18 protein-coding genes are annotated in these 19539 nt (G+C 69.7%); 10 read left to right on the top strand and 8 right to left on the bottom strand.

Annotated features, from left to right (window positions below):
* Positions 1–9: 9 nt before the first annotated feature.
* Both ACGFJ2_RS20115 and ACGFJ2_RS20110 read left to right on the top strand, forming a co-directional pair.
* The gene (locus tag ACGFJ2_RS20115; protein ID WP_393470277.1) at positions 10–1944 is read left to right on the top strand and encodes a RiPP maturation radical SAM C-methyltransferase; all 1935 of its coding nucleotides are present in this window, start codon (positions 10–12) and stop codon (positions 1942–1944) included.
* Entirely contained in the window at positions 1941–2597 is a 657-nt protein-coding gene (locus ACGFJ2_RS20110) for a DUF5825 family protein (protein ID WP_357938488.1), read from the top strand. Before ACGFJ2_RS20115 ends, ACGFJ2_RS20110 begins: the two co-directional genes overlap by 4 nt.
* A 28-nt stretch (positions 2598–2625) precedes the next feature.
* On the opposite strand, the gene ACGFJ2_RS20105 is transcribed toward ACGFJ2_RS20110, so the two are convergent.
* Together ACGFJ2_RS20105 and ACGFJ2_RS20100 are read right to left on the bottom strand one after the other, a co-directional pair.
* Positions 2626–3411 (bottom strand): Stf0 family sulfotransferase, encoded by a 786-nt coding sequence (locus tag ACGFJ2_RS20105; protein WP_393470274.1) that lies wholly within the window; start codon positions 3409–3411, stop codon positions 2626–2628.
* A 152-nt stretch (positions 3412–3563) separates the two neighbouring features.
* The gene (locus ACGFJ2_RS20100; protein ID WP_393470271.1) at positions 3564–7160 is read right to left on the bottom strand and encodes a lantibiotic dehydratase; all 3597 of its coding nucleotides are present in this window, start codon (positions 7158–7160) and stop codon (positions 3564–3566) included.
* A gap of 657 nt (positions 7161–7817) precedes the next feature.
* Here ACGFJ2_RS20100 and ACGFJ2_RS20095 point away from each other — a divergent pair.
* The gene (locus ACGFJ2_RS20095; RefSeq protein ID WP_358176538.1) at positions 7818–8171 is read left to right on the top strand and encodes a helix-turn-helix domain-containing protein; all 354 of its coding nucleotides are present in this window, start codon (positions 7818–7820) and stop codon (positions 8169–8171) included.
* 45 nt (positions 8172–8216) lie between these two features.
* On the opposite strand, the gene ACGFJ2_RS20090 is transcribed toward ACGFJ2_RS20095, so the two are convergent.
* Positions 8217–8843, bottom strand: coding sequence for a TetR/AcrR family transcriptional regulator (locus ACGFJ2_RS20090; RefSeq protein ID WP_393470268.1), 627 nt, complete (start codon positions 8841–8843; stop codon positions 8217–8219).
* An 84-nt stretch (positions 8844–8927) separates the two neighbouring features.
* On the opposite strand from ACGFJ2_RS20090, the gene ACGFJ2_RS20085 reads away from it, so the two are divergent.
* The 7 genes from ACGFJ2_RS20085 to hypF all read left to right on the top strand — a co-directional run bounded on the left by ACGFJ2_RS20085 (position 8928) and on the right by hypF (position 16545).
* A complete protein-coding gene (locus tag ACGFJ2_RS20085; RefSeq protein WP_357938482.1) occupies positions 8928–9902 on the top strand; it encodes an aldo/keto reductase in 975 nt (324 codons plus the stop codon).
* Between the two features lie 76 nt (positions 9903–9978).
* Entirely contained in the window at positions 9979–11358 is a 1380-nt protein-coding gene (locus tag ACGFJ2_RS20080) for a cytochrome ubiquinol oxidase subunit I (RefSeq protein ID WP_393470265.1), read from the top strand.
* 12 nt (positions 11359–11370) lie between these two features.
* The gene (gene cydB, locus ACGFJ2_RS20075; RefSeq protein WP_393470262.1) at positions 11371–12354 is read left to right on the top strand and encodes a cytochrome d ubiquinol oxidase subunit II; all 984 of its coding nucleotides are present in this window, start codon (positions 11371–11373) and stop codon (positions 12352–12354) included.
* Positions 12355–12494: 140 nt separating this feature from the next.
* Positions 12495–13076, top strand: a complete 582-nt coding sequence (locus ACGFJ2_RS20070) for an SIS domain-containing protein (protein WP_393470259.1) — start codon at positions 12495–12497, stop codon at positions 13074–13076.
* 161 nt (positions 13077–13237) lie between these two features.
* On the top strand, positions 13238–13441 hold the full coding sequence (locus tag ACGFJ2_RS20065; RefSeq protein ID WP_393470257.1) for a HypC/HybG/HupF family hydrogenase formation chaperone: 204 nt from the start codon (positions 13238–13240) through the stop codon (positions 13439–13441).
* An 80-nt stretch (positions 13442–13521) separates the two neighbouring features.
* A complete protein-coding gene (locus ACGFJ2_RS20060; RefSeq protein ID WP_393470254.1) occupies positions 13522–14166 on the top strand; it encodes an SIS domain-containing protein in 645 nt (214 codons plus the stop codon).
* A 15-nt stretch (positions 14167–14181) separates the two neighbouring features.
* Positions 14182–16545, top strand: a complete 2364-nt coding sequence (gene hypF / locus ACGFJ2_RS20055; protein WP_393470251.1) for a carbamoyltransferase HypF — start codon at positions 14182–14184, stop codon at positions 16543–16545.
* A 15-nt stretch (positions 16546–16560) separates the two neighbouring features.
* Here the strand turns inward: hypF and hypE are convergent, their stop codons facing one another.
* From hypE to ACGFJ2_RS20030, 5 genes are read right to left on the bottom strand one after another with little or no spacing between them, the layout of a single operon-like run.
* Positions 16561–17634, bottom strand: a complete 1074-nt coding sequence (hypE, locus tag ACGFJ2_RS20050; protein ID WP_393470248.1) for a hydrogenase expression/formation protein HypE — start codon at positions 17632–17634, stop codon at positions 16561–16563.
* Positions 17631–18758, bottom strand: coding sequence for a hydrogenase formation protein HypD (gene hypD, locus ACGFJ2_RS20045; RefSeq protein ID WP_357938466.1), 1128 nt, complete (start codon positions 18756–18758; stop codon positions 17631–17633). The genes hypE and hypD overlap by 4 nt, the downstream gene beginning before the upstream one ends.
* Positions 18759–18779: 21 nt before the next feature.
* Positions 18780–19052: a HypC/HybG/HupF family hydrogenase formation chaperone gene (locus ACGFJ2_RS20040; protein WP_357938464.1), complete on the bottom strand. Its 273-nt coding sequence runs from the start codon at positions 19050–19052 to the stop codon at positions 18780–18782.
* On the bottom strand, positions 19030–19392 hold the full coding sequence (locus ACGFJ2_RS20035; RefSeq protein ID WP_393470243.1) for a hydrogenase maturation nickel metallochaperone HypA: 363 nt from the start codon (positions 19390–19392) through the stop codon (positions 19030–19032). Before ACGFJ2_RS20035 ends, ACGFJ2_RS20040 begins: the two co-directional genes overlap by 23 nt.
* Positions 19393–19399: 7 nt before the next feature.
* Positions 19400–19507, bottom strand: coding sequence for a DUF6893 family small protein (locus tag ACGFJ2_RS20030; protein WP_372470685.1), 108 nt, complete (start codon positions 19505–19507; stop codon positions 19400–19402).
* Positions 19508–19539 lie beyond the last annotated feature (32 nt).

Raw genomic sequence — 19539 nt, 5'->3', positions numbered from 1 at the left:
GACAAACCCATGCACATCGTGTTGGTGGACATGCCGTGGTCGTCGATCGACGCGCCGTCGCTCTCGCTCGGCGTGCTCAAACGCCGGGTCCTCGACGTGTTCCCGGACGCCGAGGTCGACGTCGTCCATGCCAAGCTCGACTACATCGACTGGGTGGACGAGCACGTGGGCTTCACGTTCGAGGAGTACGACACCTTCGTGAGCTCCTACTTCTCCGGTCACAGCGAGTGGATCTTCTCGGCGGCGCTGAACGAGCGGCCTCGGTGGAAGGTGGCGGAGTTCGCCGAGTTCCTCGGGGGCAGCGTGCCGGAGCCGATGCTCGCCAAGGCGACGCAACTCCACGAGCTGGCGCCGCTGTTCATCGAGGAGACCGCCGCCCGGATCGCGGCCATGACGCCGGACGTGGTCGGCTTCACCGCCACCTTCGCGCAGAACGCCGCGGCCCTCGCGGCGGCACGCGCGGTCAAGAGGCAGGCGCCGGATGCCGTCACGGTGTTCGGAGGCGCGAACTGCGAGGGTCCGCAGGGCGCGGCGATGCACCGCAATTTCCCGTTCATCGATTTCGTCGTACGCGGCGAGGGCGAGCTGGCCTTCCCGCAACTGCTCTCCGCGATCGGCGCCGACGGCGGGGACGGGGGCGATGTCAGCGAGATCGCCGGACTGTGCTGGCGCGGGCCGAGCGGCGAGTCCGTCGTGAACGCGGTGGAGGCCCGGCCGCTACCGCCCGACGCGCTGGTCCCGCCCGACTTCGGCGACTACTTCGAACAGCACGCGAGGTCCCTCGCGGGCACCTGGGTGGAACCGCGGCTCACCGTCGAAGGCTCGCGCGGCTGCTGGTGGGGCGAGAAGCACCACTGTACGTTCTGCGGGCTGAACGGCTCGCTCATGCAGTTCCGCAGCAAGGACCCCGGCCGGTTCGTGGCGGAGATCCTCAGCCTGGTCGAACGGCATCGGGTCCTCGACGTGTGGGTGACCGACAACATCCTCGACATGGCCTACCTGACGTCGATGGCGCCGCGCCTTCAGGAGTCCGGCTACGACCTGCGGATCGGGTACGAGATCAAGTCGAACCTGCGCCGGGACCAGCTGGAGATCCTGCGCGCGGCCGGCATCGACTACATGCAGCCCGGAATCGAGAACCTCAGCAGCCGGGTGCTCACCCTGATGGACAAGGGAGTGACTGGCTGCCTGAACGTACGGCTGCTGCGTGACGCGGAGACCGTCGGCATCAACCTGAACTGGAACTACCTCTACGGCTTCCCGGAGGAGTCCGAGGCCGACTACGACAGCGTGATCGACCAGGTGCCCGCCCTGGTCCACCTCATGCCGCCGTCGAACGCCACCCGGCTGAAGGTCGAGCGCTTCAGCCCGTACTTCGACCGGCCCGAGCTGGGTTTCGGGGAGCTCCGCCCGGCCGCGCAGTATCGGCACATCTACGATCTGCCCGAAGCCGAGCTCGCCGACCTCGTCTACGTCTTCGACTCCCCGCGCCGCGGCATCGACGCGGACTGCCTCGACCGCCTGCGCGCGGCCGTCGCCGCCTGGACGGACGCCTACCCGCGCAGCCGCCTGACCCACTGCGACCTGGGCGACCACATCGTGTTCGTCGACACCCGGCCCGGCTTCTCCTGGCACCTGCTCGACCTCACCGAACCGCTGGAGCTGACGGTGTTCCGCCTGCTCGACACGCCGCACAGCCCGGCGGCGCTCGTACGCAAGGCCGCGGCCCGGCACGACGACGTGACCGAGGAGCGGATCGACGAGCTGCTCGCGCGCTGGCGCGAACTCGGCCTGATCTTCTGCGACGCCGGCCAGGCGGTCCACGTCGCCCCGGCCGTCGCCAACCAGGACCTGATGCGGCTCGACGGCGAGAATCTCAGTCGCGGCGAACCGCTCGTACCGGCACTCTCGAAGGCTGCGGTACCAGTGGGGACACCCCGATGAGCACCGTCGCCGGGCTTCCGGCTCACGTACCGATGACGCTGTGGAAGGATCGCGACCCGGCGGCCATGCGGGTCCGGGGGATGTACGCGGGTCGTGTGAACGTCACCGGCGACCCCCTCGCGACCGTGTCCCGGCTGGCGGCGGACGGCGTCCAGCTCGCCCAGCTGGACGACATGGTCGATCTGGACGACCCGGGCGGCGCGGCGGCGGTGGCCGCCCTCGCCGTCATCCGCGAGCTGACCAGCCACGGGATCGCGGTCGACTGGACCCTCCGCATGTCGGTCGGCCCGGCCGGCTGGCGGCCGCTCAGTCACCTGCACCCTCCGGCGGCCGTGTACGCGGGGTCCGCCGGGGACGGCATCGCGGCCGAGTGGCGCGACACCTTCCACATCGCGAAGTGCGGCTACCGGCTCGGTCCCGGCTTCATCGAGATCCGCGACCGCCGGACGGGCTCGTTCAGGCGCCTCGTCATTCGCAACCCGAACCGCGAGGAGGCGATCGCGCCGCTGCTGCGGGGCGTGCGGGCGGCGAGCCTGGCGCCGACGGTGACGGAGCGGTATCTGCGGGCGGAACTGCTGCATCAGGTGGGGCGGTACGTGTGGTGGACGCCGTACCGGATCAGGCGTTGGCCGCTCAGCTCGACGATCCCCTAACGGCTGCTAACGGCGCCTTTAGCGGCCCTTAGCGGTTGGCGCTCACCCATGCTTCGCTTCCGTCCTGGGCGCTGTCCCGCTGGAACATCTCCAGCCATCGTTCGGTGACCGCACCCGCCTGGCGCTTGATGCCGGGCTCGGGGAGGGATTCGGGCGGGTCGACGCCCAGGTGCCGCAGGCAGCCGCGGACGGTTTCCGGGTAGTCGGCGAGCATGTCCTCGTAGTAGACGACGTGGGGGACGCGTTCGCGGCGGTCGAAATACTGCTGCCACGCCCTCGTCTCGTCGTCGAGGTGCTGCAGGTGGCGGCGGATCTCGGCGTAGTCGTAGTGGGGCTCGGACTGCGCCCGGCTGGTCGACAGGTAGATCCCGTCCACGATCCAGACGCCGGTCTGCTTCGCCAGGACGTACGAGATGGCCTGCCGGATCCGGTCCCTGCGCCGCAGCCAGATGTATTGGGGTGACATGAGAAGCTCGTCCAGGTCGACCTCGAGCCCTTGCAGGTGCTCGCCATGCACCTTGATGCCGAAAACCCCGTTCGGGCTGGTCCGGCAGGTCATTAATCGGCCGATATAGTCCTTAACCCGGCCTTCCGGATCGGCGGTGTCGAATCCCCAGCGCTCGAAATAGTCGAGAACATGGGTGTCCGCCAGATATCCGTCGGCGAAACCGGCCCGCCCGGTGTGCCAGAGCGTACGGACGAGCATATTGCTGCCGGAACGCGGCGCCGCGGCCAGGACATAGCGGGTCGGCGGCAGCCCGGCGAACGGCGGGAAGTCGAATTCCGGGCTGTTGGTCCGGAAAAAAGGGGCCACAGTCCATACCTACCACTGCGCCAGGCGATCAGTCAGGACACGACCGCCGAGCGATATCAGCCACGACCACGCCCCGATGCACTGCGGTCCGGGGGAGTCGTCGCGGGCAGCGTCACTCGTCGGCACCAGATGGGGTGTCGTCGCGGGCGGCGTCAGTCGCCGGTGCCGGGTGGGGTGTCGTCGCGGGCGGCGAAGGTCAGCGCGACGGCGCGGGCCAGCTTGCGGCACCGGCGTTCAGCGTCGCGGTCGATCCCGAGCGCCCGTATGTGGTGCATGTGCAGGAACGACGCCACCACCGACGATTCGGTCAGACGTGGAGCACCGAGTGGCAGGCGGTCCAGGTAGGCGTCCACGGCTCGCCGCCGATGCTCCCATGCCCTGACGATCCGCCAGCCGCCCGGGAGAGCCGCGAGCGTCGCCCGATCCCCGCCCGGGAGAGCCGCAGGCGCTGCCCAGCCCCCGCTCGGGTCCGCCAGGCCGACCGCTTGGCGGACGACCTCGCGGTCATTCGGGGCAGCATGCCCGGTCAGAGGGTGCTCGATCTGCCAACGCGCCCCCGCCGCCTGGCCTCTCATCAGGGCGGCCGTCAGATCGACCAGGCTCGCCGCAGTGAGCGCGTGCGGGTGTACGTGGCGCGTCGCCGACAGGGCCGCGAGCTGGGCGACCACCGCAACAGAGTCAGCCGCGAAGACGGCCTCCGCGCCGGCCAGGACCTCTTCCGACCCATACCGTGCGGTTTCCGGGTGGTACGTATCCAGGACCAGGTCACCCACGAGGCCGCGACCGCGCAACACGGCGGCCCACGCCCCGACCCGGGCGGCGGACGGACCGTAGTCGTGCTCACCGGCCAGGTGCAGGCGCAACCGCAAGTGCGGACGAGGGTCGCGGTAACGCACAAACCACCACATCGGCGGCTCGTCCCAGGTCTCAAGCAGGTCGGGCAGGTGCTTGGTGAGGATCGTGTCGACAACACCGGGATCCCCGTACAGCTTGGCGTACAGGACACGCGCCCCCGGCAGAACCCCGTCCTCCCGCCCGACCAGCGGCAGCGGCCCCGGCACCGTCACGGCGGCGGGAGCACGGGCGGGCGGCGCGGTGGCGGCCATCGAGATGACGACCTCATGCGCGCGGCGGCCGAACCAGCCGTGGTCCGCCGGTCCCGTCGCCTCCGACACGACGACGGCCTCGCCGGCGCCGTCCAGGTGGGCGCGGAGCAGCGCCAGGCTCATGGGCTCGTCCAGATCCAGGCGCAGCCGGCGATCCGCCGTACCCACGGACACGACGGCGGGCAACCGCAGGCGGGCGCGCAGTTCTGTCATGGCCCGCACCCACTCCGGCCACGGGGTGTCCGGCCCGGGCAGGACGTCGGTGGAGATGCGCCATCGGGTGGGCGCGAGCACGCTGCGGCCGTAGCGGATTCGCGGCAGGAATGGCAGACACGCCGCCGCCCCCCAGGAGAAGGCCGACACCACAGCCGCCCGAGCACGCGGGATCTCGAACAGCAGGCGCGCGATCGGCGGCATCGCATGCCGCGCCACCGCACTGCTCAGCACCGGCTCCACCACCTGCCGCCGCGACGGCGACAGCAGGTACATGCGGTCGTTGTCCGCCGTAACCGCCAGATCCCGCCAGGGGATCCGCCCGTGGGGGCCGGCACGGTGCTCGGCCAGGGTGATCAGCTCCGGCAACAGGGGTGGGGTACGGGCGACGTCCTGGGCGCGCGGATGCCGGGCCGGAAACGACAACTGCACCGGCACGGCACCGTCCACCGCAACGGGCAACCGACTGTAGACACCGACCATCGGCCTCCGGTCACTGTCCTGCCGATCACTGTCCTGCCGGTCACTGTCCTGCCGATCACTGTCCTGCCGATCACTGGCCTGCCGATCACTGGCCTGCCGGTCACTGTCCTGTTGGTCGCGGTCGCGATCACGCGGGAGGCCGTCACGCGGGTCGCCGTCCTGTCCGTCGCCGTCCTGCAAGAGATCGGTGAAGCGGCCCGCCAGGCCGGCCGCGGTGCCGTCGACGGCGAGGACCGTCAGGGTGAAGGCTCCGGCGGTCAGCGCGTCGGCGGTGGGCGCGCAGACTTCGGCGACCAGCTCCATGTACGGGAGCGGTCGCGCCCCGTCCATCCCGTCCGCCGCCAGAGCCTCGATCGCGGCGTCGTCCAGCACGATCTCCCGCTCGCCGTCCAGGGCCGCCTGCTGCGCCAGGGCGAGCAGGCGCTGATCCCTGCGCGACAGAGGCGCGGGGACGGCCGGCCCGTCGTAATGGCCAGGAAACCCCAACCCCGCCGTGGGATCGACGAGCTGCTCGATCGGTACGACGCCGCCGACCCCGTACCGGTCCAGGAACATGACGTGGTACTCCCGCCAGGCCGGATGCCCGGCCGGGTCCGGCGTCAGCCGCCATAACGCCCCGGCGGCGGACTCAGCCTCGGCAGCCACCTCCCGAGGAAGTACGACGGTGCCGCCCAGCCGCAGGTCCACCGCGAGCGGCTGAGCGACCTCGACCGGCACCACGTCCCGCATCCGCTCCCCGACCGCTCGCCTGGCCCGTACGGCGGCCTCGCCGGTCGCGCCGGTCGCGCGGTCGGCCGCCCGCAGCCCCACGTGGATCGCCCGCAGTTCCCGAACCAACCCGGCAACCTCCAACCCCCGGCCCAGCGAGCTAACCTCGGATTCCCGGCCCAGCAGGGCGGCCTCTTGTACCTGATCCTGCGAGACGGCCTCTCGTAGCCGGCCTTGCGGAACGGCCTCTACCTGGTCCTGCGGGACCTCTTGTGCCTGGTCCTGTGGGTCGGCCTTTCGTACCTGGCCCTGCGGGGTGGCGTCGCCGGGCCAGTCCGCCGCCGTGTCTCGCAGCCGGTCGAGCACGTACGCGAGCCCGTCGACGCTGGTCGAAGGAGGACGCAGGCTGGTGATCAGCACCCCGCACGTGACCAGCTCCGCAACCATCGCCTCGATCGCCGGGACCCTGGCAGCGGGGAACGTGACGGCCAGCCCGTCGACCAGGTCACCGGCCCGAACGGGTGCCTGGGCCAGCTCCATGACCGTGCGGACGGCCGCGCTGTGCCGTACCGACACCTCCGTCAGTTCGCTTCGAGCCGGATCGCCCGCGTGCGGTTGCCAGGGCACCACGAGGCGTTCCCCCCGTACGAACGCGAGATCGTTCACCATGACCGGGAGGCGATGCCGCAGCTCCGGGTCCGATTCCAGCCGGGCGATCACCGCGGCCAGCCACACGCCGTCCGCCACCGTCCGCGTACGCGAGACTCCGGCCTGGTACTCCGGCGCCGCGCCGAAGCGGAGCGGGGCCACGCCCGCGAACGTCCCGAAAGGCGTGGCTCGGCCGCGCATCCGCACCAGATACCGGGCCAGTGACAGCGCCATACGCCGGAGGCGACCGGGCCGGGGCCGACGGCCCGCGCAGACTGCCTCGATCTGGGCCGCCAGAACCGGACTGGCCAGCGAGACAGCCGCTGCCACGGGTTCCCGCGCCCAGACCTGGACGAGCCACTCGCACCACCGCTCAACGGCGGCCTCGTCATCCAGCTCGCGCGACAGCGGGACATGCGACTCGGGCCATGGCGCCCCATCCGGCTCGGGACGCGGCGCTACATACGGCTGAGGGGGCGGCGGGACATCCGGCTCGGGCCATGGAGGGAGATCCAATTCAGTCCCGTGCGCGGTGGCGCGGATCAGCGCCGTGTCAAAGTGCCGGTACGGCTGCGAACGCTGCACGCTCACGCTGAGGCCTCCCACATTGCGCGCCTGACCCGGCGGCGGTGGCCGTCCAGCTGCCGCCGGGACGGCTCGGCGGGCCCGTCACCCCCCGAGTGTCGCACGCGCGTGGCGCCCGTTCCGTACCGCGAAGACGATCAACCACGAGCTCAGGGCCTGCTCCACCGGCTGCCGAAAATCTGTAGTGGCTGCGGTAGACATTCGCGATGACGGAAGCTAGAGTTTCTGACATCGCAAGGAACGGATCCAACCGGGCAGAACACGAAGACCCCAGCACCACGACGAACTGCCCGGATGAGTTTGACGAAATACCAGGTGATGGCAGCAGGTCGGACTGACGGGGCCAGCGCAGTGGCAAGGGGCCCTGGCCGTGGATGTGCTGCCACACGAGAAGTAGGAAAAGAAGTTCGAGTAAGAGAAGGGAGTGTTGAACGCCATCGGGATCGCCCGCTGCCGGCTGATCACTCGCCGCTCGGGTACCGGAGTTCCACAGATGGGAAGGTGGTACACGGTCACGCATCCGCGATCCCCGCGTCATGGCCGTCCACTACGGCTGATGCGGACGACAGTAGACCGGCCAGATGGCCGGTAGATGGTGTTGAACCTCTTCGGGGCCCCGGCGCAATGCGCGCCGGGGCCCCCTGACGCATGCGGAAGGCATTTATGGATCAAACATCTCCAGCGCGTAGCGACCCCACACTCGCACCCAGCAAAGCCAATGACCGGTTCGACGATGAGGACTACCCCGCCTACAGCATGGGCGCGGCCGCGGAGATGCTCGGCGTCACCGCCGCCTTCCTACGCGCGTTGGGCGCCGCCAAACTGATCGAGCCGCAACGCTCCAGCGGTGGCCACCGTCGCTACTCCCGCTACCAACTACGTCTGGCGGCCAGGGCCCGCGAGCTCGTCGACCAGGGCACCGCCCTCGAAGCCGCCTGCCGCATCGTCATCTTGGAAGACCAGCTCGCCGAAGCGCTGCGGATGAACCGTGCCCGGGAGCGTTCGGACGAAGGCTGACGCCTGACGACGGTGATCACGCCTTGAGGGCTTCGCCAGGGGATCTCACCGGTCGCGCAGGCGCAAGAGGTAGCCGGTGATGTGGTCGTGGGCGGCGGCGACGGCGCGGGTGGCCAGGTTGTCGATTTCCTGCGGTGGCCGGGCGTCTCTTGGGACCAGCGTGGCGTAGCCGTGCGCCATGGACAGATGAACGTAGACGAAGTCCGTCGTCTCGGCCCAGGAGACGTCGTCGGGCAGGGCGGCCGAGGTCAGGGCCATGAGGGTGTCCATGAGGCGGCGGCCCTGCTCCTGGACGGTCTGCTTGTAGGGGGCGCCGAAGTCGTACGAGTAGACGAGGTCGACGCCGGCGCGATGGTCCAGGGCATAGCGGGTGTACGCGCCCGCGGTGGCGGCGAGCCGGTCGACCGGATCGGGCCCCGCCTGCTCGGCCGCCTGGGCCAGGAGGTCGGCGATGTCGGCGACGATGGCGGCCGCGCAGGCGGCCAGCAGAGCCTCGCGATCGGGAAAGTGGCGGTAGGGCGCCGCCGACGACACACCCGCGCGGGCGGCGACCTTGGACACGGAGAAACCCGCCACGCCGATCTCGGCCAGGAGTGCGATGCCCTCGCGGATCAAACCGGCGCGCAGGTCGCCGTGGTGGTAACCGCGTTGCGGTGTCGTTGGACTGCTCACGGCGAACGATTGTCCCCTCTTCCAGATGTTAGAGTACTCTTACTTTATGTAAGAGCCTTCTAACATTCGGAACAGAGGCGCATCATGCAGCAGCGAAATCTCGGACAACAGGGCCTGACGGTGTCGGCTCTGGGATACGGCGCGATGGGGATCTCCCTGGCGTACGGACCCTCGAACAAGGAGGAGGGGGCCGCGACGATCCGCCGGGCCCACGAGCTGGGAGTGACGTTCTTCGACACGGCCGAGCTCTACGGACAGGGCGAGAACGAGCGGATCGTCGGGGCCGCGCTCGCACCGGTGCGGGACGAGGTGGTCATCGCGACGAAGTTCGGGTTCGACTTCACCGGCACCCGGGAGGGCGGCGTCGACAGCCGTCCCGAGCACATCCGCGAGGTCGTCGACAACAGCCTGCGCTACCTCGGTGTCGACGTCATCGACGTGCTCTACCAGCACCGCGTCGACCCCAGTGTGCCGATCGAGGAGGTGGCCGGGACGGTCAAGGAGTTCGTCGAGGCCGGAAAGGTCCGCTACTTCGGCCTGAGCGAGGCGGGCGCCAACACCATCCGCCGCGCGCACGCCGTACATCCCGTGTCGGTTCTGCAGACCGAGTACAGCCTGTTCGAGCGCGAGGTGGAATCCCTCTTCCCCGTCCTGCGCGAGCTCGGGATCGGGTTCGTCCCCTACTCGCCGCTCGGCCGGGGCTTCCTCACCGGCCAGGCCAAGCCCGGCGCCGAGTACGACGCCACCGACATGCGAGTCTGGGACGCCCGCTTCCAGCCCGGCAACTACGAGAAGAACGTGGCGGCCACCGACCAGCTCGCCGACCTGGCCGCCACCAAGGGCGCCACGGTCGCCCAGCTCGCCCTGGCCTGGCTCCTCGCCCAGGGCGACGACATCGTCCCCATCCCGGGCACCCGCGACCCCAAGCGCCTGGCGGAGAACGTCGCCGCCGCCGACCTCACCCTCGACGACACCGATCTGAAGCGCATCGCCGACATCCTCCCGACCGGCGGCTTCGGCGCCCGCTATCCCGAGCAGCACCTCCCCACCTGGGACTGACCCCGCGCGAGTACGCTACTTCCGGCCCAGTGTGTCATGACGCACTGGGCATGGTCGGATACGTACAGTAGTGGCCATGAATGCCGTGGATCTCGCACGCTGGCAGTTCGGGGTCACTACGGTGTACCACTTCCTGTTCGTGCCCGTCACGATAGGGATGTCACTGCTGGTGGCGATCCTGAACACGGCCTGGGTGTGGACCGGCAAGGTGGCCTACCTTCGCGCCACCAAGTTCTTCGGGACGCTTTTCCTCATCAACTTCGCCATGGGCGTGGTGACGGGGATTGTGCAGGAATTCCAGTTCGGGATGAACTGGAGTAGCTATTCCAGGTTCGTCGGCGACATCTTCGGGGTGCCACTCGCGATGGAGGCGCTGCTGGCGTTCTTCCTGGAGTCGACATTCCTGGGGCTGTGGCTCTTCGGCTGGGAGCGATTGCCGCAGAAGGTGCATCTCGCGTGCATCTGGATTGTCGCGTTCGGCACAATGATGTCCGCCTACTTCATTCTGGCCGCAAACTCGTTCATGCAGTGGCCGGTGGGCTTCCGGCTCGACGGGCGGGCTGAGCTGGTGGACTTCGGGGCCGTGTTGAGCAACAAGGTGCTGCTGGTCACCTTTCCGCACACGATCTTCGGGTGCTGGCTGGCCGGTGGCGTGATCTTCATGGCGGTTTCCGCCTGGCATCTGGCTAGAAAGCGGGATGTTGACGTCTTTCGTCCGTCGCTTCGGCTGGGCATCGCGGCGGTACTGCTGGGCGCGCTCGGCACCCTCGTCTCCGGGGACCTGCTCGGCAAGATCATGACGCAGACCCAGCCGATGAAGATGGCCGCCGCCGAGGCGCTCTACGAGACGCGGCAGCCCGCGCCGTTCTCCCTGTTCACCATCGGGACGCTGGACGGCACCAAGCCGATCTACCAGCTGGAGATCCCGGGCCTGCTGTCCCAGCTGGCCACCGGCTCGTTCAGCGGCAAGGTCGAGGGCGTCAACAACGTCCAGGCGGACTACGAGCGCAGGTTCGGAAAGGGCGACTACCGTCCCTACATCCCGGTCGCCTACTGGGGTTTCCGGCTGATGATCGGCTTCGGCATGCTCGCCGCGCTGGTGGCGCTCCTCCTGCTCTGGATGACCCGTGGACAACGGATCCACGGCAAGGACTGGGTCTGGAAGGCCGCCGTCTGGTCGGTCGTACTGCCCTTCCTCGCGAACAGTTTCGGGTGGATCTTCACCGAGATGGCCAGGCAGCCGTGGATCGTCTTCAGCCAGATGAAGACCGCGCGTGGCGCCTCACCGAGCGTCGGCGCGGGGACCGTACTCACCTCGCTGATCGTCTTCACCGCCCTGTACGGCGCGCTGGCCCTGGTGGAGGTCGGTCTCATGATCAAGTACGGCAGAGCGGCCCCGCCGCCCGCCGACGGTGCCGAGCCGCAGGACGGCGGCGAGACGTCCTTCGCCTACTAGGGGGATCGGGTAGTGGAGCTCACCGAGATCTGGTTCGTGGCGATCACCATCCTGTGGGTCGGGTACTTCGTCCTGGAGGGGTTTGACTTCGGCGTCGGCATGCTGCTGCACGTCATGGCGCGGAACGACGGCGAACGCGAGGCGATGCTCGACACGATCGGCCCCGTCTGGGACGGCAACGAGGTGTGGCTGATCACCGCGGGCGGGGCCACGTTCGCCGCCTTCCCCGAGTGGTACGCCTCGCTGTTCAGCGGGTTCTACGTCCCGCTGCTGCTCATCCTGCTGGCGCTGATCGTGCGCGGAGTGGCCATCGAGTATCGCGGCAAGCGGAGCTCCGTGACGTGGCGGCGGTGGTGCGACGCGGGCATCGCGATCGGCTCGTTCGTGCCCGCGCTGCTGTGGGGGGTCGCGTTCGCGAACATCGTGCGGGGCGTGCGGCTCAACTCCCATCACGACTACGTCGGTACGGTCGGGGATCTGCTCAACCCGTACGCGCTGCTCGGCGGGCTGACCACGCTGTTTCTGTTCGTCACGCACGGCGCCGTTTTCGTGGCGTTGAAGACCAGCGGCGAGATCAGCCGGCGCGCGACCACGCTGGCGCTGCAGAGCGGCGGCGTCGCGGCCCTGCTCGCGGTGATCTTCCTGGTCTGGACGCAGTTCCACGGCGGCGGGCCCGGCACGGTGATCCTGGCCGCCCTCGCCGCTCTTTCCTTCGTGGCCGCGCTCGGGGCCGTCGCCAAGGGCCGTCAGGGGTGGGCGTTCCTGCTGTCCGCGGTCGCCGTCGGCGTGACCGTGATCTGCCTGTTCGCGGTCCTGTATCCCAACGTTCTGCCTTCGACGGTCAACCCGGCCTACAGCCTGACCCTCCAGAACGCGGCCTCGACGCCGAAGACGCTCGGCATCATGACCAGGATCGCGGCGATTTTCCTGCCGCTGGTGGTGCTCTACCAGAGCTGGACTTATTGGGTTTTCCGCCACCGAATCAGCGCCGGTTGAGGTCTTTTCTCTGCGCCAGTACCACCGTTTGCATACATTGTCGCCGCTAAAAGGAAACGAAACTCCAACCTCCTGTAAAACGCGATTGCCAGCCTTTCTTTCGGGGCACTGAGAATCGAGAGCCGAGGAAAGGATCATCCATGACACTCGCTCTCGGCACGTCTCTCCAGGAACGGGACGAAGCCGGCCTCGCGCTGGCGGAGGATGCCGAGCGGATCGCCCGCGCGTGTCATGCCGTGGCCCTGTGCTTCCATCGGGGCGGTCGGCTGCTGAGCTTCGGCACCGGTCAGTCGGCGGCCGACGCGGCGCATCTCGCGGTGGAGTTCGTTCATCCGGTGATCGTGGGGAAGCGCGCCCTGCCGGCCTTCTCGCTGGCCAATGACGCGTCGGCGATGAGCGGGCTCGCCCGCGCGGGAGTGTTCGCGACCCAGCTGCGGCTGCTCGGGCGCGCCGGGGACGTCGCGGTGGGCATCACGGTCGACGACGACTGTGACGAGGTGGCGGCGGGGCTCGCCGTGGCGCGTGAGATGGGCATGACGACACTGGCGTTGACGAAGGCGGGCGGGCTCGACAGCGCGGTGGTGGATCACCTTCTCACGGCACGCAGCCGTGATCCGCGGATCGCCCGCGAGCTCCATATGACGACATATCACGTGCTGTGGGAGTTGGTGCATGTGTTCTTGAACGACCCTCTGCTCGCGGCGACGGAGGTCTCCCGATGACCTCGCCGGGAGATCCGGACCAGTCGAGTCCGGTGACTTCGCCGCAAGGTTCGGACTCGTCTAGTCCGGTGAATTCGCGGGGAGGTTCGGACCCGTCGAGTCCGGTGAATTCGCCGGGAGGTTCGGGCCGGTCGAGTCCGGATTGTCCCGGCGAGGTGTGTGTGACCTGCTCGGACACGGCCGTACCCGTCCGGATCGTCGCCCTGCTACCCGGCCACCTCGCACTGGTCGACACCGCCGTCGGTGCGGAGGAGATCAGCGTGCGGCTGGTCGACGCGCGGGCCGGTGACGTGGTCCTGGTGCACGCGAAAGAAGCCATCGCGGTGCTGGAGAGAACAGTGCCGGAGAGAGCGGTGCAAGAGTGAGCGGTGCCGGAGAGAGCGGTGCCGGAGAGAGCGGTGCCGGAGAGAGCGGTGCCGGAGTGCGCGGTGCTGGGGAGAGGGCCGTGAGTGACGCGCTCTATCCCTTCCTGTCCTCTGCGGCGGGCGATGTCGAAGCGCTGCTGGCCACGGTGACCCGGTCCACGGCGGAGAAGGCCAGGGAGATCGTCGCGCTGCGGCGGGAAGTGCTCACCCTGCTCGGCCCCCGGATCGCCGCGTGCGCCGGGGCGCTCGCCGCGGCATTCTCCGGCGGCGGTCGACTCTTCACCTTCGGGAACGGGGGCAGCAGCACCGACGCGCAGGCCGTGGCCCACCTGTTCCTCGCTCCCGGCCACAGACACAGAGGGCTGCCGGCGATGTCGCTGACGGCCGATGTCGCGCTGCTGACCGCGCTCACCAACGACATCGGCTTCGACGCGGTCTTCGCCCGGCAGCTCGCCGCCCTGGGCACCGGTACGGACATCGCGATGGGCATCTCGACGAGCGGCGGCTCGCTGAACGTGGTCCGCGGGCTCCAGGAGGCCAAACGCCTCGGCATGGTGACCGTCGGGCTCGCCGGCTCGGGAGGCGGCCAACTGGCCGAGTGCGGTGCCGTAGATCATTTGCTGGTCATCCCATCCTCATCCGTACATCGGATCCAGGAGGCGCAGGCCACCGTGTGCCATGTGCTGTGGGAGTCGGTTCGGCGGGCACTGGACGAGGCGGACTGACCGTTGGACCCGATCGTGCGCTCCCGGATCCGGGTCGAGGGCATCGTCCAGGGCGTGGGGTTCCGGCCGTTCGTCCACGGCCTGGCCGTCCGGTACGGCCTGTCGGGCACGGTCGGCAACGACGGTTTCGGGGTGTTCATCGAGGTCGAAGGCCCAGCGGGGGCGGTGAACTCACTGGTCGAGGCGGTCCGATGGAACGCGCCCGCGCTGGCGGTCGTGGACCGGGTGAGCGTGGAATCGGTGCCGCCCACAGGCGCCCGCGGCTTTCGCATCGTCCCAAGCAAAACGGGCGGACCGAGCGAGACGGGCAGACCTAGCGAGACGGGTAGACCGGGCGGGACGTGCGTACCGAGCAAGATGAGCGTCCACAACGAGCCCGGCGGACCAGGCGTGATCGGCGGCGTCCCACGCGCGCATGTGTCACCGGACGCGGCGACCTGTGACGACTGCCTGGCCGAGCTGTTCGACCCGGCCGACCGCCGCTACCGCTACCCCTTCGTCAACTGCACCAACTGCGGCCCCAGGTTCACGATCATCACGGCCATCCCGTACGACCGCGCCGCGACCACCATGCGGACCTTCGCCATGTGTACGGCATGCGCGGCGGAGTATCGCGACCCCCGCGATCGTCGCTTCCACGCCCAGCCGGTGTGCTGCCCCGCCTGCGGTCCCACCCTCGTCCTGCACACCTCCGACGGCACGATGGTCGCGGGCGATCCGGTGTCCGAGGCGGCGGCGCTGCTCCGCGGTGGTTCCATCCTGGCGGTGAAGGGACTCGGCGGCCATCATCTCGCTGTGGACGCCACCGACGAGGACGCTGTGGCGGCGCTGCGGGTCCGTAAACACCGTGGGGACAAGGCGTTCGCCGTGATGGCGCCGGACCTGGCCGCCGTACGCGAGCTGTGTGTGCTGGACGGCGAGGCGAGCGGGGTGGTCGCCGCCCTCACCGGCGCGCGTCGCCCGATCGTGCTGCTGCCACGACGCCCCGGCTCGCCCATCGCCGTCTCAGTGGCGCCCGGCAACCGGGACATCGGCGTGCTCCTGCCGTACACGCCCCTGCACCACTTGCTGGCCCGCGAACTGGGCCGCCCCTTCGTACTGACCAGCGGGAATCTGTCGGGCGAGCCCATCGCGCACCGCGACGAGGACGCGCGGCGGCTGGCCGCCGACGCCTTTCTCACCCACGATCGGCCGATTCACGCGGGCCTTGACGACTCGGTGGTCCGGGTCTTCCGCGACGCGGAGGTTCCGGTACGGCGAGCCCGTGGGCACGCTCCCGCGCCGCTCGCGCTGCCCTGGACGTTCCCCCGCCCGGTCCTCGCCTGCGGAGCGCAGCTCAAGAGCACCTTCTGCCTGGCGACGGGCAACCACGCGTTCGTCTCCCAGCACCTGGGCGACCTGGAGAACTACGCGACGATGCAGGCCTTCGCCGGCGGCGTCGCCCATTTCCGGCGACTGTTCGGGATCGAGCCCGAGGTGGTGGCGCACGACCTCCACCCGGAATACCTGTCCACCAAGTACGCCCTCACCCTCGACGGCGTCCAGCCACTCGGCGTACAGCACCACCACGCCCACATAGCCTCCTGCCTGGCCGACAACGGCGAGAGCGGCCCGGTCGTCGGCGTGGCCCTCGACGGCACGGGGTACGGCACGGACGGCACGATCTGGGGCGGCGAGCTGCTCGTGGCCGACCTGGCGGGCTTCGAGCGGGCCGGGCACCTGGAGCCGGTGCCGATGCCCGGCGGCGTGACGGCGATCCGGCAGCCCTGGCGGATGGCCGCGGCCTTCCTGCACAGCGCGTACGGCCCAGGGTCCTTCGACGACCTCGACGTGGTCCGCCGCAATCAGGACCGGTGGCCGGCCGTGGCGGCGCTCGTGGCGAACGGCCCGGCGCAACGGGTGACGTCGAGCGCCGGGCGGCTGTTCGACGCGGTGTCCGCGCTCCTCGGGATCCGGGACACGGTCACCTACGACGGACAGGCGGCGGTGGAGCTGGAGCAGCGGGCGGACCCGGGCGTCCGCGGCGGCTATCCGGTCACCGTCGCCGGAACGGTCATCCGCAGCACCGACCTGATCCGCGCGGTCGTCGGCGACCTTCGCCGGGGCGAGGCGGCAGAGGTGATCGCGGCGCGCTTCCACCACGGGCTGGCCGAGGCGGTGGTGACGGCCACGACGCGGGTCGCGGCCGCCAACGGTCTAAAGGTGGCGGCGCTGTCCGGCGGGGTGTTCTGCAACACCCTCATCCTCGGCGCCGTGGTCGACGGGCTGCGCCGCCACGGCCTGCGCGTCCTGCTGCACCGGCGCGTCCCCTGCAACGACGGCGGTATCAGTCTCGGGCAGGCCGTGGTGGCGGGGGCTCAGGACCGAGCGACCCGTTGAACGGGTCGCCGGGCGTCAGCAGATGCGCGGCAGCGGGTCGCCGACCAGCAGGTCCACGATGCGGGTGCCGCCGAAGGCGGTCCTCAGCAGCACCAGGCCGGGCGGGTCCTCCCCGACCCATCCGATGATCGCGGCCCCGGCGCCGACCGGATGGCCGCGCATGATGTCCACCGCCCGCTCGGCGTGCTCGCCGTCGACGACGGCGACCAACCGCCCTTCGCAGGCGACGTACAACGGGTCGATCCCGAGCAGCTCGCACATCCCGGTAACGGCTGGCTGAACCGGTACGGACTCCTCGTCCATCACCACGGAGACACCCGAGGCGCTCGCCACCTCGTTCAGCACCGTGGCCACCCCGCCGCGGGTGGCGTCCCGCATCGTCCGCACCTGGGTGGGGAGGGCGTCCAGCAGCTCGGCCACCAGGCCGTTCAACGGGGCGGTGTCCGAGACCGTGTCCGCCTCGATGCCGAGCTCGCCGCGCGCCAGCATGATGGCGACACCGTGCTCACCGATCGGCCCGGACACGATGACCGCGTCACCGGGCCGGGCCGCGGAGATGGACGGCGTGGCCGGGCGCTCGACGACGCCGACCCCGGCGGTGGTGATGTAGCAGCCGTCGGCCTTGCCCCGCTGGACCACCTTGGTGTCGCCGGTGACGATCGTGACGCCCGCCGCCTCCGCCGCGGCCGCCATCGAGGCGACGATCCGCCGCAGGTCGCCGACCGGGAACCCCTCTTCGAGGATGAACCCGGCGGACAGGTACAGCGGACGGGCCCCGCACACCGCGAGGTCGTTCACGGTGCCGTTGACCGCCAGGTCACCGATGTCGCCGCCGGGGAAGAACAGCGGGGAGACCACGAACGCGTCGGTGGTGAACACCGCGCGGGAACCGCCCAGCGCCAGCGTGGCCCCGTCCTCCAGCGGGGCGAGCAGCGGATTGCGGAACGCCTCCAGGAAGACCGCGTCGATCAGCGTCCGGGTCGCCTTGCCGCCGGAGCCGTGCGCCAGGGTGATGCGTTCCTCCCGGACCACCGCGCGGCGGCGCCGTACGCGCTCGATCCGGTCGAGGACCTGCTTCTCGGTGGTCATGCCCGGGTCGCCTCCCGCACTCGTTCCCGGCTGAACCGGCCGAAGTTGTAGTACGCCGCGCACGCTCCCTCCGACGAGACCATGCAGGTCCCGATCGGCGTCTCAGGGGTGCACGCGGTGCCGAACACCTTGCACTCCCACGGCTTGAGCACTCCCTTGAGCACCTCGCCGCACTGGCACGCCATGGGATCGGCGATGCGGGTACCGGGGATGTCGAAGATCCGCTCCGCGTCGAAGGCGGCGTACTCCTCGGCCATCCCCAGCGCCGAGTGCGAGATGAAGCCGAGCCCACGCCACTCGAAGTGCGGGCGTACGCGCATCACCGTCCCAATCACCTCCATGGCGATCCGGTTGCCCTCCCACGGGACCACCCGCGCGTACTGGTTCTCCACTTCGCCACGGCCCTCGGCCAGCTGGCCGAGCAGCAGGTCGACCGCGTGGAGGATGTCGAGCGGCTCGAACCCGGCGACCACGAACGGCTGCCGGTAGTCGCGCGCGATGAACTCGTACGGCCGGCAGCCAATGATCGTCGAGACGTGGCCGGGCCCGATGAAACCGTCGAGCCGCAGGTCGGGCGAGTCGAGGATCGCCTTGACGGCCGGGATGATCAGGACGTGGTTGCAGAAGACGGAGAAGTTGTCGATGCCCTCCTCGGCCGCCCGCAGCACGGTCACCGCCGTCGACGGCGCCGTGGTCTCGAAGCCGATCGCCATGAACACGACCCGCCGGTCCGGATTGTCCCGGGCGATCTTGAGCGCGTCGAGCGGCGAGTAGACCATCCGGATGTCGGCGCCCTGGGCCTTGGCGTCGAGGAACGTGGCCGCTCCCCCGGGCACCCGCATCATGTCGCCGAACGACGTCATGATCACATCGGGCTGCCGGGCGATGTGGACGGCGTCGTCCACCCGGCCCATGGGAATGACGCAGACGGGACAGCCCGGCCCGTGCACGAGCGTCACGGCCTCCGGCAGATAGTCCTCGATGCCGTGCTTGTAGATGGTGTGCGTGTGTCCGCCGCACACCTCCATGAACTTGTACCGGCGTCCCGGCTCGCACCGGGCGGCTATCCGCGCGGCCAGCGCCCGGGCCGCGTCGGCGTCGCGGAACTCATCGACGAAGCGCATCGCGCTCCTTGCAGAGGAGGGTCATGAGATGTCCGATTCCTTGAGCGCGTCGATCTCGTCGGTGTACGCCTGCCCGAGGCCGTGCAGCATGTCCATCACGGCCTTGGCCTCGGCCTCGGAGATCTTCGACAGGGCGAATCCCACGTGGACGAGCACCCAGTCGCCGGGCTTGAGGTGGTCGTCGGCGAGCAGCCCCATGTTGATGCGGCGGCGTACCCCGCTGACGTCCACCATGGCGAGGTCGGTGTGCTCCTCGACGTCCCCCACCAGCTCACCGGGGATCCCGAGGCACATCGGCTTCCTCCTTGAACTGGACCGATTCCAGGACCAGCTCGTCGCCGCCGCTGACGTCCACGTCGTCGTCGCCGCACCGCGCGCAGACCGCGAGCACGTCGACGGACTCCGACTGGTGACCGCAGGCCCCGCAGTCCACGGTGACGGGCGTGACGACGAGGTCGAGCGCCGCCCCTTCGGCGGCGCTGCCCTCGGCGGCGAGCGCGAAGGCATGGTCGAACGCCTCGCCCACGACGGCGTGGCGGGCGCCGATCCGGACCCGCAGCCCGGTGACCCGCCGGCCGTCCGCCTGCTGCCGGACCAGGTCGACCAGGCCCTCGCACATTCCTAGCTCATGCATGAAGTGCCTACATCCTTCTCATGTTCAGGTAGCGCTTGATCTCCGGCCATTGCGCGGCGATCATCGCGACGGCCGCGCACAGCGTCACCAGAGCCACCACAGGCCCCTTCCTCATCCGTTTCCACCTCCTCGGTTTTCGGTAACCCC

It is taken from the genome of Nonomuraea sp. NPDC049028, assembly GCF_043197735.1.
Lineage (GTDB): Bacteria > Actinomycetota > Actinomycetes > Streptosporangiales > Streptosporangiaceae > Nonomuraea.
Note: the sequence above shows the minus strand (reverse complement) of the source record. Positions and strands in the feature narration are given on the sequence as shown.

Coding starts and splice junctions, on each gene's coding strand:
- ACGFJ2_RS20095 (WP_358176538.1), top strand. CDS start 7,818: ATGGATCAAACATCTCCAGCGCGTAGCGACCCCACACTCGCACCCAGC.
- ACGFJ2_RS20040 (WP_357938464.1), bottom strand. CDS start 19,052: ATGTGCCTCGGGATCCCCGGTGAGCTGGTGGGGGACGTCGAGGAGCAC.
- ACGFJ2_RS20030 (WP_372470685.1), bottom strand. CDS start 19,507: ATGAGGAAGGGGCCTGTGGTGGCTCTGGTGACGCTGTGCGCGGCCGTC.
- hypE (WP_393470248.1), bottom strand. CDS start 17,634: ATGACCACCGAGAAGCAGGTCCTCGACCGGATCGAGCGCGTACGGCGC.
- hypD (WP_357938466.1), bottom strand. CDS start 18,758: ATGCGCTTCGTCGATGAGTTCCGCGACGCCGACGCGGCCCGGGCGCTG.
- ACGFJ2_RS20110 (WP_357938488.1), top strand. CDS start 1,941: ATGAGCACCGTCGCCGGGCTTCCGGCTCACGTACCGATGACGCTGTGG.
- ACGFJ2_RS20070 (WP_393470259.1), top strand. CDS start 12,495: ATGACACTCGCTCTCGGCACGTCTCTCCAGGAACGGGACGAAGCCGGC.
- ACGFJ2_RS20115 (WP_393470277.1), top strand. CDS start 10: ATGCACATCGTGTTGGTGGACATGCCGTGGTCGTCGATCGACGCGCCG.
- ACGFJ2_RS20080 (WP_393470265.1), top strand. CDS start 9,979: ATGAATGCCGTGGATCTCGCACGCTGGCAGTTCGGGGTCACTACGGTG.
- ACGFJ2_RS20085 (WP_357938482.1), top strand. CDS start 8,928: ATGCAGCAGCGAAATCTCGGACAACAGGGCCTGACGGTGTCGGCTCTG.
- ACGFJ2_RS20035 (WP_393470243.1), bottom strand. CDS start 19,392: ATGCATGAGCTAGGAATGTGCGAGGGCCTGGTCGACCTGGTCCGGCAG.